Here is a 12,287-nt window from a genome sequence, read left to right as displayed (position 1 = left end):
GAATGTTCAAATATCAACATAAGCTGAAGAGCGTGATGGCTATAACCATAGTCATCACGCTTTTTGCTTGTGAAGGGAATTACCAGAACATTCAGCGACTGAACCTAAAGGACAACTCACCCATTGCCGAAGGGAGGAATATCGATGTAAAGTATACAGATTCGGGCAAAGTTGTAACCAACCTCCTCGCTCCGTTATTGCTCGATTATTCGAATATGGAATTTCCATATCAGGAATTTCCAAATGGGGTGGAGGTGAGGTTCTGGAATGAAGAAAACGAAAAGAGTACTGTGAATTCAGATTATGCTGTGAGATATGACCAAACAGGGATTGTGGACCTTCGCAATAACGTTGTGCTCGTAACCAGTGATAGTGTCGTATTGGAGGCGGAACAATTATATTGGGATCAGGTTAATAAATGGGTTTTTACCGATCAGCCGTATCGTATAAAATTTAAAGACGGATCCTTTAATCAGGGTGCCCGCTTTGATTCGAATGAAGATTTTACTATTTTCCTGTCCAGACAGAATGATGGGATACAAATTATTGACAAAACACAAACTACCGATGGGGAATAAAATTTACCAACTTTTTGAATATGCATACCTCGCAATGGCGGCTTTTTCAATTTATTTAGTGATCACGAACTGGACCGATAACCGCAACAGGGCTTATTTATTTGCCTTTTTTACCGTGGTCGCCATCTTTATGTTCTTCTTTAAAAGGAATTTCAGAAAAAAGATGGAAGAGCGAAGAAAAAAATAACAGCCTCCTTCGGCTCGTGCTCCATATACAGTAATTTCTATATCTTAGTACTTATAATCAAATCGACCATTTTTTGGACTACAGTATCCTTATTATTGTGCTAATGCTCATCTTTTCCGCCTTCTTTTCGGGGATGGAGATCGCTTATGTTTCTTCCAATAAGATCCATATCGAGATAGAAAAGAAACAGAATAATTTTTTGGCTACCATACTGCGGAAGATCACCAAGCGCCCTTCAAAGTTTATTGCTACCATGCTCGTTGGGAACAATATTGCTTTGGTGGTTTACGGTTTCTTTATAGGGGATCTTCTTATGGAATACATACCTCTGGCCGGATTTTCAGGATTGTTGGTGCAAACCATGATCTCAACCATCATAATTCTCCTTACCGCCGAATTTCTTCCTAAGGTATTCTTTCAGATCTATGCCAACAGCCTCGTAAAGATCTTCGCTGTACCTGCCTGGTTATTTTATGTGCTCTTTACGTTTATTTCTGAATTTATTATTTGGATATCGGACCTGGTGCTAAAATTGTTCTTTAAGACCAAAGGAGATGAGGTACAACTTAGTTTCAGTAAAATTGAACTGGGAAACTACATCAGTGAACAGATGGAGATCGTTGAAACTCATGACGACATCGATACCGAAATTCAGATCTTTCAGAATGCGTTGGACTTCTCCGAAGTAAAATCCAGAGAAGTGATGATTCCCCGTACCGAAGTCGTTGCCGTCGATATATCCACAACGCCCAAAGAACTGGCAGCGATCTTTACCGAGACCGGACTATCGAAGATCCTGGTTTATAATGAAAATATCGATGATATTGTTGGGTATATCCATTCCTTCGAATTGTTTAAAAAACCACCGACTCTAAAAAAGGTGTTGATGCCGGTGGTATTCGTACCCGAAACCATGCTGGCTAAGGATGTGCTAAATATTCTTAGTAAAAAGCGTAAAAGTATAGCGGTAGTGATCGACGAATATGGTGGAACCAGCGGGATCATGACTGTAGAAGATATTATTGAAGAGCTGTTTGGTGAAATTGAGGATGAGCACGATTCTATGGAACTTATTGAAGAAGAGATCGAAAAGAATCATTATAAGTTTTCGGCGCGTCTTGAAGTGGATTATCTGAATGAAATGTTTAAGCTGGATCTTCCCGACAGCGAAAACTACGAAACACTTGGAGGGATGATCGTTTATTTTACTGAAGGCATTCCGTCCAAGGATGAAAAGGTTGAAATTGAGAATTTTACCTTTACTATCCTCGAGGTTTCAAACACAAAAATTGAATTGGTTGAGCTCAAAATTACTGAGGAGGACTAGTTTTTATTTTTTTCAGAAATTTTTTCAAATTAACTTTTTTATAAATGGTGGGAAAATGGTATTTTCGCCCCCTAATTGGTAAGACTATCAGCTTTTCACAGCGTCTTATCAATGGTGAAAACTAAAGTAGCGGAATTAAAACAACCCTTCCCGTACACTGAAGTGACAACAATGAAGGGTAAATTTATCGACAGATGGCAATATTAAACAGTATTAGAAAGAGAGGGATCTTCCTTATTTTAATTATAGCGATGGCACTTTTTGCCTTTATCTTAAGTGATGTACTTACCCGAGGGGGTGGTGGCGGAATGGAAGACACTGTAGCTACGGTTAATGGGATCGATATTCCAAGACAGGAATTCGCTGAACAGGTAGACGCAACACAGCGTAGTCTGGGACCAAACAGTTCATCCAATCAGGCTGTAAATATGGTTTGGGAACGTGAATTACGCCGAGTACTAATAGAAGAGCAATACGAGAAATTAGGGCTTACTGCCGGAACCGATCAATTAAATAACGCATTAGGAACCTATCTTGCCAACAACCCTACTTTTCAGGATGCTACAGGGCAGTTCAGTGAAATTCGCATGCAGGAATATGTGGCCGATATTAAAGCGAACAACCCGGCTGCTTACCAGCAATGGTTGGATTACGTAAAGAATACCAAAGAAACTGTTCTTCAGAATACGTATCTCAATATGTTGCGTGGTGGGCTAATATCTACCAATGCAGATGGAGAGCAGGCGTATCGTTTCGAAAATGACAAGATCAATATCGAATATGTTCATATTCCTTATACTTCAATAGACGACAGTGAGGTCACGGTTACCGACGAGGAGATCACGGCCTATATTAAAGATCATTCCAAGGAATTTGAAGTAGACCCAATGGTGGATATCCAATATATTTCTTTTGGAGAAGAACCTTCCGAAGAAGATATCGCCGAAGCACGTACTAATATTGAAGCGTTGTTAAACGACAGATATGAATATAACGATACCATTCCGGGATTTGCCAAAACCACAGATTACGCCGAATTTGTAAATTCCAACTCCGATAACAACTTTAACGATCAGTGGTGGTTTAAAAAGGATATTCCTGCCAGTATCTCTGATACGGTGTACGGAATGAACGTAGGCGAGATCTATGGCCCGTACAAAGTTGAAAACACCTGGAATCTTACGAAATTGATCGATACCAAACAAATGCCCGATTCGGCTAAAGTACGACACATTTTGATCCCAACCGGATTGAATCCTACCGATAGCATCTCACGTACCGATGAGCAGGCTAAAAAGACGGCAGATAGTATTCTGGATATCATTAAAAGAACACCGGCCAAATTCAAGGAGCTGGTGCCGGCTATGTCTTCAGACGTTGCCAGTATAAAAGATGACGGGGTATATGATTACTTCGCCTTTAACGCGATGGTTCCTGAATTCCGTGATTTTGCCTTTGAAAAGAACATCGGTGATAAAGGTGTGGTTAAAACCCGTTTTGGATACCACGTTATTGAAGTGCTGGGACAAAAGAATATGCAAAAGGTTGTAAAAGTAGCGACAGTAACCAAAGAGATCGAAGCTTCAGAAAAAACGCTGAATGAGGTCTTTTCTAAAGCAACTACCGTAGAGATCGCCGCTCAAAAAGGAGATTTTACAACTGCAGCTCAGGAACAGGGAATGTCTTTAAAGCCTGTAAACAGAATAGGCGAAATGGATTCCGATATTCCTGGAATAGGTCCGAACCGAACTATCGTGAATTGGGCGTTCAATGAGGAGACTGAAGTTGGTGATATTAAGCGTTTTAACGTGTCTAACGGATATGTGATCGCTCAGTTGACACGTAAGAATCCTAAGGGACTTATGAGCCTGGCAGAAGCGTCACCCGTGGTTACACCTATTTTAAGAAATAAAAAGAAAGCTGAGAAGATTCGAGCGATGGCTACCGGTACAACCTTGCAGGAAATTGCTGCCAGTACAGGGGTGACCGTTCAAACGGCCGATGCAGTGAATATGGCTAACCCAACCATTCCTGGAGCAGGAAATGAGCCTAAGGTCGTAGGTGCGGCATTCGGGAAGGCAGCAGGCGAGAGCACAGGATTTATCGATGGGAAAACAGGCGTATTTAAGGTTAAAGTACTGGCTGTAAATAAGGCCCCCGATCTTGACAATTACGCTTCATGGGCCACTCAGGTTAATGCCCAGATTGCACCGGGAATTAACAACGCCGTATATAATGCATTAAAGAATGCTGCCGAAATTGAAGATAATCGTTCTCTGTTCTATTAAGAGAATAATATAGAAACGTCTAAAATCCTCCATTGCTTTTGTAATGGAGGATTTTTTTATACGATCATTTCAGAAAAAGGGACAACGGTAAGAAAGCCTTTTCTTTTAAAGTAATCTCTGTTGGATTCACCGCCGGTTGCCAGGATAAAATCTCCTCCCCAGGCTCCAAGACTCTTCAAACCGCCTTGGTAATCGGGAAATATTGAATCTTTAACCGTAGGAAGGTCAACGGCATTCGAAATTAGCTGTTCGTGTGCATCAAGTAGGGAGTCGAAGTCTTTCAATGTTTCACAATGTATGAGTGCCACGGTGATGTCGCTTATTTTCGATATAAGTTCTGAAGTGTTTTTTTCTGAAGTTCGATAACGGGCTATTCCTTCCTTACTGTTCTGTTTTTTATTCAGAAATACGAAGAACAGTTTATCGGTAAAGTCCCATGGGATCCGCACAGGTGTTACTGAAGGTTTTTCCGAATTAAATTGATACAGTATAGGCGAATCATGATTGGCCGAAGCAATATCGTAGCCGCTGCCTCCAAAGCTCTTTTGAAGCAATTGAAAAGCGTCGATACCTGCCCATTGGGCAATATTGTTAATGAGCGTTGACGAACTTCCCAATCCCCAGTTTGCCGGGAATTCAAGTTGGGTAGTCACAGCAATCCCTTCGATATTTTTCAGAAATTCGGGATTTAATTCTTTTGCCTTTCTCAAAATTTTAAGTAGCGTTTTTCGTACCTGATGAGTCCCAGAGTCAATCGTAAGGCTATCAGAAAATAAAAGATCAAAATTAAAATGATCTTCATACCATACACTTCCGTCATGAGCAATACTCTTCCAATACACACCATTTTTTTCAGAATCGCATACTTCTAAGGACTGTCCCTTGGTTGTTGGAATGGCCAGTGATAAAGCACCGTCCAATACAACATATTCTCCAGTAAGTAATAATTTTCCGTGGCTGTAAAACTCCTTTTTCAAAACTATTGGGTTCTTAAAGTGTTTACAAATTCAACCACAGCACTGTGTGAGACCGCATGTGTTTTAAAGTGGTTTACCGTTTGTTCTTTTTCTTCGGAAGTGGTCTGCAACTGATTGAGAATATTCATTAAATGCATTTTCATATGCCCTTCCTGTATACCCGTGGTAACTAGCGACCGAACGGCAGCGAAATTTTGGGCCAGTCCGGCCACGGCACAGATTTCCATAAGCTCTTTTGCCGATGGCTTTTGCAATACCTGAAGGGCAAAAGCAACTAAGGGGTGCAGCGAGGTGAGTCCGCCAACGGTTCCCAGAGCTAGCGGAATTTCTATTGAGAACTTAAAAGTATCGTGTTCTATCGTAGCCGAAGTAAGGCTTGTGTATTGTCCATCCTTTGACGCATAGGCATGAACTCCGGCTTCCACGGCACGAAAATCGTTTCCGGTAGCCAGAATGACTGCATCCACCCCGTTCATTATTCCTTTGTTGTGGGTAACGGCTCTTCGGGGTTCGGCTTTTGCGATATCAATGGCACGTACAAATTTCTCGGCGAAAGTCTTACCGTCGATCTGCTTCTGTTTCAATTCTGAAACCTTACAGCTTACTTCAGCCTTTACCAGACATTCGGGGGTGTAATTGGATAAAATGCTTAAAACGACTTCAGGAAAGGTGTTTTCGGCTTTAAATGTATCATGCCCGGCAGCTTCCGTTTTAAAAGTGTGTGCGATCTGTTCGAGACAGGTATTAATAAAATTGGCACCCATTGCATCCTTGGTTTCAAAAGTACAATGAAGCTGAAAGTAGTGCTCCAGCTTTTCAGTCGCGTTTACCAGAGTGATGTCGATCAAGCCGCCACCTCGTTTTACCATATTTCGCTGTATCTCTGAAATACTTTCTATCAGTTTCGGCTTTACTTCAGCAAAAAAGGAAGTCAGGTCTTTAACAGCACCTTTATAATTAAGATGAACCTGTCCGTTCTTATGTGTAGCGATCACTTCAGCCTTAAATCCGCCCCGACTAAGCCAGAATTTAGCTGCATTGCTTGCAGCCGCCACCACCGAACTTTCTTCCAAAACCATAGGCAATGCGTATAAACGGTCATTGATAAGGAAATTAGGTGCGATCCCAAACGGGAGATAATAATTTGACAGGGTATTCTCTATAAAATCATCGTGTAGTTTTTGAAGTGCAGTATCGCTGTTCCAGTATTTCTTTAAAACAAGTGTGGCAGAGGGGTCGTTATCAAGGTATGCCTCACTTAACCACTCGATTTTTTCAGCTTTGGTCTTTTTAGAAAATCCGGATACGGGTTTCACCATAATTGCGGGAATTAAAAAACAAAGATAGTATTTCTAAGGTACCTTTTAGGGGCTTATTTACTAACAAAATCGATGTATTTAACAAAAAAAGGACCGGTTTTTCGCTAAATTTTAGTAAACTTGGCATACCAAAATTTTAACACTTTGATAAGATTAATTTCAATACGAGTGCTATTTCTGTTTCTTGCAGTCTCTACTTCAACAATAGCACAACAAAAACAGATAACTTTAGAAGACATTTGGGGAGGCACATTCAGTGCAGAACGACTTGATGTCCTGCGATCCCTTAAAAACGGAAAGGAGTATTCCGTCTTAAATTACAGCCGGGAAGAAAGCGCTTCCACTGTGGATGTTTTTAATTATGAAAGCGGTAAAAAGGTTAGAACGCTAGTAAATACCAAAGATCTTCCCGGAATCAATTATATCATTTCGTATGAGTTTAGTGATGATGAATCTAAGTTATTACTGGCAACTCAATTGAAACAAATCTATAGAAGATCCTCTTTGGGGACCTATTATGTGTGCGATCTTAAGTCTAAAAAACTTACCCTGGTTTCAGAAAAGCAAATACAGGAGCCCACGTTTAGCCCTGATGGGTCTAAAATTGCCTTCGGCAGTGATAATAACCTATATATAAAAGATCTTGCTACGGGGGTTGAAATGCAGATCACCACCGATGGAGAAAAGAACAGTATTATCAACGGAATTACCGATTGGGTATACGAAGAGGAATTTGCCTTTGTACGTGCATTCGACTGGAACAAGGAAGGTAATAAACTGGCCTTTATAAAGTTCGATGAATCTGAAGTGCCGCGATTTTCCATGGATGTATATGGCACCGAGCTATATCCTTCTCAGCAGGTATTTAAATACCCAAAGGCTGGCGATCCCAATGCCGAAGTCTCACTGCATATTTATGATCTCGCCTCAAAGAATACCGAAATGGTGGCTTTAGATGGATATAACAGTTACTATATTCCACGAATTAAGTGGACTAACGATCCTAATGTATTGAGTGCACAGCTTACCAACAGACATCAAAACGTGGTGGACCTTGTTTTTGTGGATGCTGCAACCAACTCCGCAAAACTTGTGCTTCAGGAAAAGGATGATGCCTATGTGGATATTACCGATAATCTTACGTTTTTAAATGACAACAGTTTTATCTGGACCAGTGAAAAAAGTGGATGGAATCATATTTATCACTACGATAAAACCGGAAAGCTAATTAATCAGGTGACCAACGGCAACTGGGAAGTAACCAATTATTACGGCTTCGATCAGAATACCGGCAGAGTGTATTACCAGAGTACAGAGAACGGAAGTATAAACCGGGATGTCTATTCTGTGTTGCGTTCCGGAAAGAACAAAGTGCGTCTGTCAGATAAAACAGGAACAAACAGCGCCTCTTTTAGCGCAGATTATACCTACTATATAAATACGTTTTCCGATACCGAAACGCCTTATGTCTTTACTTTAAACAAGGCCAAAACCGGAGAAAAGATCCGGGAAATTAAAAACAATACCGCTTTAAAGGCTAAGGTGGACAGCTTTGTTACCTCACCTAAGGAGTTTTCTACGATCAAGGTAAATGGAGCAGAGCTAAATATGTATCTCATTAAGCCAAAGGATTTTGATCCTAATAAAAAATATCCTTTGTTTATGTATCAGTATTCCGGACCGGGATCCCAGCAGGTAGCCAACAGATGGGGCGGTGCGAATGATTATTGGCATCAGATGTTAGCACAGCAAGGATATATCATTGCCTGTGTAGACGGAAGAGGTACCGGGCTAAAGGGCCGTGATTTTAAAAAAATGACTCAAAAGGAATTGGGTAAATACGAAGTGGAAGATCAGGTGGCGGCGGCACAACACCTGGGAAGTCTTGAATATATTGATGCCGACAGAATTGGGATCTGGGGTTGGAGCTACGGCGGATTTATGTCGTCTAACTGCTTATTCCAGGCACCCGATACCTTTGCGATGGCAATAGCAGTAGCCCCGGTAACCAGCTGGAGATTTTATGATACCATCTATACCGAGCGTTACATGCAAACTCCGCAGGAGAATCCGTCGGGTTACGATGAGAATTCTCCAATTTCACATGTGAATAACCTTAAAGGCGATTTTCTGCTGGTCCATGGGAGTGCAGACGATAACGTGCACGTACAGAACACCATGCGCTTGGTAGAAGCCTTGATCCAGGCCGATAAAGATTTCGAATGGATGATCTATCCCGATAAGAATCACGGGATCTACGGTGGTAATACCCGTTTGCACTTGTACAAGAAAATGACGCGATTTATTAACGAATCTTTAGGTGAGCCTACTGCCGAAGAACATATTCAGATCAAAAATTAAAATAACAACTAACTAATAACAATTATATGTCAGCTACAACACAACAAAAACAAAAGGAGTTATTCGGGCATCCGGTAGGACTTTATGTATTATTCTTTACCGAAATGTGGGAGCGTTTCTCCTACTATGGAATGCGGGCAATACTCGTACTTTATCTTGTTGCGGAAACTACAGGCGATAATGCCGGATTGGGATGGTCTAACGGAGAAGCCCTTGCGCTTTATGGCTGGTATACGATGCTGGTGTACGTTATGTCAATACCCGGGGGATGGATCGCCGATAAGTTTTTAGGGCAAAAGAAATCTGTACTCGTTGGAGGGATATTGCTGGTGGCGGGTCATAGTATTCTGGCGGTTGAACAAATGTGGGCATTCTATACAGGTTTAGGTCTTATCATAGCCGGTGTAGGAATGTTAAAGCCCAATATTTCTACCATGGTAGGTGGTTTGTATAAGCAGGGAGATATAAGAAGAGATAAAGGATTTACAATCTTTTACATTGGAATTAACATTGGTGCCTTTTTATCCAGTTTAATCGTAGGATATGTGGGAGAAGTGCATGGCTGGCATTATGGTTTCGGACTTGCAGGTATAGGGATGGCGCTAGGATTGATCCAATACTTAGTGGGTCAGAAGCACTTAAAATACGTTGGAAACTACAGTGGTACTTCTGAGAATGAAGAAGAAAAAGCCGCGATGAAACGTCCGCTTACCAAGGTTGAAAAGGACAGGGTAGTGGTGTTATTTATTTCTTTTTTATTGGTTATTGTATTCTGGGGGGCCTTCGAACAGGCCGGAGGATTGATGAATATTTATGCCATGGACAATACCAACAGAATGTTGCTGGGCTGGGAAGTACCTGCATCCTGGTTTCAGTCGTTAAATGCAATGTTTATCATTTTCCTTGGAACCTCTGTAGCTGCATATTGGGCAAGGCGAAAATTAAAAGGCAAGGTGGCGACTTCACTGTTTAAAATGATACTCGGACTCATAATAATGGGTACCGGATTCTTCTTTATGTCGGCGGCATCTGCACAATTTGAAAGTGCCGGATCGTCTGCTATGTACTGGTTAGTGTTAGCCTATTTGTTTCATACTGTAGGAGAGCTATGTATCTCGCCTGTGGCGCTGTCTTACATCACCAAACTTGCACCCCTGAAGTATGCTTCTTTAATGATGGGTGTGTACTTCGCGATGACCGGTTTTGGAAATAAACTGGCGGGATTACTGGGAGAAGCCTCTGAATCTATGGGCGAATTTGCCATATTCACCGGAATTGCAGTGTTCTGTGTGGTCTTTGGAGGAATCGTGATGATCTTCAGAAAAAAACTGGAATACCTTACGCATGGAGCCGAGGATAATGAACGAGAAATGAAAGAAACGGAAGGCTATGAACTTGCCGATCCGGACATCAATTAAACCGGAATTTAACTCAACTGTAACTGTATTTAATAAATATTTCTTCATATGGATTCAACAGCAGAAGATCATTTTAAAAATAAGGTATTAGGACATCCTGCCGGATTGTTTGTGTTATTCTTCACCGAAATGTGGGAACGATTTTCGTACTACGGAATGAGAGCCATTTTGGTGATCTTTCTTACAGGAGCCATTTTGGGCGATAATCCTGGGTGGGCATGGACCACACCCGCAGCACTTTCTTTACTCGGAACTTATGCGATGCTCGTATATCTAACCCCACTTTTAGGGGGATGGTTGGCCGACAATAAAATTGGGTATCGAAGAGCCGTGGTTATTGGAGCCTTATTGATGACCTTAGGGCACGCTTCTATGGCTATTGAAACACCTACTTTCCTTTATATCGGGATAACCCTCCTAATTCTTGGAAATGGATTTTTTAAGCCTAATATGACCTCCATTATTTCCAAGATGTACGAAGGGCATAATGAAAAAAAGGATGGTGCTTACAACATCTTCTATATGGGGGTAAATGCAGGTGCATTTTTAGGAATAATGCTCTGTGGTTGGGTAGGTGAAAAAGTTGGATGGAGCTATGGATTCGGATTGGCAGGTATTTTTATGTTGCTGGGGATGTTGCAATTCTATTTTGCTCAGCCCTTATTTGGTACTATTGGAGATAAGCCCTTAAAAAGTAAGCGAAGTGATGATGCCGCCGCCGCACTTAAAGCAGGGGTAACGTTGAATAAATTCAAGCCGGTAGATATTGCACTTATCGGAATATTTACCATTTCAGCTTTAATTTTTATCATCAATGACCCGCTTAGTAAAATAGGCGATATCCAAAGTCTTAATTTTTCGGTAGGTGGAATGACCGACTCGCTGTTTTTTGCACTGTTGGCCGCAATTTCTTTTATCTTGTTGTTACTTGTGCGAATCCCTCGCTATATTAAAATTGAAAGGGACAGAATGATCGCATTCGCAATCTTCTGCTTATTTACGATCTTCTTTTGGGCTGCTTTTGAACAAGCAGCGGGTTCACTACCTATATATACGAGAGACTTTACCGATAGATTCCTTGAGGGTAATGCTGCGATGGGCTTTAAAATAGTCGATCTCATTGTAACGGTAGTACCCCTGGTAATTATTACTTATGTTTTGTTGTCACTTTTCAGGAAAACATTTAATCGTATTGGTCTGTCGAATCTTATTCTTGGAACAAGTTTCCTCATAATTTGGGCCATAGTGATCTATAAGTTGTACATAGAATTTCAGTCTACCGAAACCGAAGTACCCGTGACTTGGTTTGCTATATTAAACTCTTTATTTATTATCATGTTTGCACCACTTTTCACCAAATGGTGGGACAGCAAATACAATCCGCCGGCATCGGTTAAGTATTTTCTCGGATTAGCCTTGTTAGGTCTTGGCTTTGCCTTTTTGGCGTTCGGGGCGAGAAATGTACCCTCCGGGGCTGAAACGGCCTCATTGAGCATGGCATGGCTGGTATTTGCCTACCTCTTCCATACATTGGGCGAATTGTGCCTGTCCCCAATGGGATTATCATATTTGAGTAAACTTATTCCGGCCAGAATGATCGCATTCATGTTTGGTGTTTACTATTTAGCCATCGCCATTGGAAATAAACTGGCTCACTATGTGGGAGGTGATATAGAACAAATTACACAAGATCACGGATTATCCGGGTTTTTCCTGATCTTTACCTTTATTCCAATTGGTTTGGGCGTCATTTCCTTGTTATTACACCCGTTATTGAAGCGATTAATGCACGGCGTACGCTAAACACAATACTCAGTTTAAAAAAACGTTCC

General features: G+C 41.3%; 9 protein-coding genes. 7 read left to right on the top strand and 2 right to left on the bottom strand.

What is annotated here, in order from left to right:
* Positions 1–2: 2 nt before the first annotated feature.
* From lptC to ALE3EI_RS02645, 4 genes are all read left to right on the top strand, one after another.
* Complete coding sequence (lptC, locus tag ALE3EI_RS02660; RefSeq protein ID WP_186990572.1) at positions 3–578, top strand: LPS export ABC transporter periplasmic protein LptC; 576 nt, start codon at positions 3–5, stop codon at positions 576–578.
* On the top strand, positions 568–765 hold the full coding sequence (locus tag ALE3EI_RS02655) for a hypothetical protein (RefSeq protein ID WP_186990570.1): 198 nt from the start codon (positions 568–570) through the stop codon (positions 763–765). Before lptC ends, ALE3EI_RS02655 begins: the two co-directional genes overlap by 11 nt.
* A 73-nt stretch (positions 766–838) precedes the next feature.
* Complete coding sequence (locus ALE3EI_RS02650; RefSeq protein ID WP_186990568.1) at positions 839–2,092, top strand: hemolysin family protein; 1,254 nt, start codon at positions 839–841, stop codon at positions 2,090–2,092.
* Between the two features lie 194 nt (positions 2,093–2,286).
* Positions 2,287–4,380 carry a peptidylprolyl isomerase gene (locus ALE3EI_RS02645; RefSeq protein ID WP_186990566.1) on the top strand — a complete coding sequence of 698 codons (2,094 nt, stop codon included), beginning with the start codon at positions 2,287–2,289 and terminating at the stop codon, positions 4,378–4,380.
* 56 nt (positions 4,381–4,436) lie between these two features.
* Here the strand turns inward: ALE3EI_RS02645 and ALE3EI_RS02640 are convergent, their stop codons facing one another.
* Together ALE3EI_RS02640 and ALE3EI_RS02635 are read right to left on the bottom strand one after the other, a co-directional pair.
* Positions 4,437–5,357, bottom strand: a complete 921-nt coding sequence (locus ALE3EI_RS02640; protein ID WP_186990564.1) for a GYDIA family GHMP kinase — start codon at positions 5,355–5,357, stop codon at positions 4,437–4,439.
* A gap of 2 nt (positions 5,358–5,359) precedes the next feature.
* Positions 5,360–6,676, bottom strand: a complete 1,317-nt coding sequence (locus ALE3EI_RS02635) for a hydroxymethylglutaryl-CoA reductase, degradative (RefSeq protein ID WP_186990562.1) — start codon at positions 6,674–6,676, stop codon at positions 5,360–5,362.
* A gap of 144 nt (positions 6,677–6,820) precedes the next feature.
* Here ALE3EI_RS02635 and ALE3EI_RS02630 point away from each other — a divergent pair, with 144 nt between their 5' ends.
* Genes ALE3EI_RS02630 through ALE3EI_RS02620 form a run of 3 tightly spaced genes read left to right on the top strand, consistent with a single transcriptional unit; the run spans position 6,821 to position 12,258 of the window.
* Positions 6,821–9,037: a S9 family peptidase gene (locus tag ALE3EI_RS02630; RefSeq protein WP_394367140.1), complete on the top strand. Its 2,217-nt coding sequence runs from the start codon at positions 6,821–6,823 to the stop codon at positions 9,035–9,037.
* A 26-nt stretch (positions 9,038–9,063) separates the two neighbouring features.
* Positions 9,064–10,455 carry a peptide MFS transporter gene (locus ALE3EI_RS02625; RefSeq protein WP_186990560.1) on the top strand — a complete coding sequence of 464 codons (1,392 nt, stop codon included), beginning with the start codon at positions 9,064–9,066 and terminating at the stop codon, positions 10,453–10,455.
* Positions 10,456–10,503: 48 nt separating this feature from the next.
* Positions 10,504–12,258 carry a peptide MFS transporter gene (locus ALE3EI_RS02620; protein ID WP_186990558.1) on the top strand — a complete coding sequence of 585 codons (1,755 nt, stop codon included), beginning with the start codon at positions 10,504–10,506 and terminating at the stop codon, positions 12,256–12,258.
* Positions 12,259–12,287 lie beyond the last annotated feature (29 nt).

The sequence above is a fragment of the Constantimarinum furrinae genome (assembly GCF_014295415.1).
Classification (GTDB): Bacteria; Bacteroidota; Bacteroidia; order Flavobacteriales; family Flavobacteriaceae; genus Constantimarinum; species Constantimarinum furrinae.
Note: the sequence above shows the minus strand (reverse complement) of the source record. Positions and strands in the feature narration are given on the sequence as shown.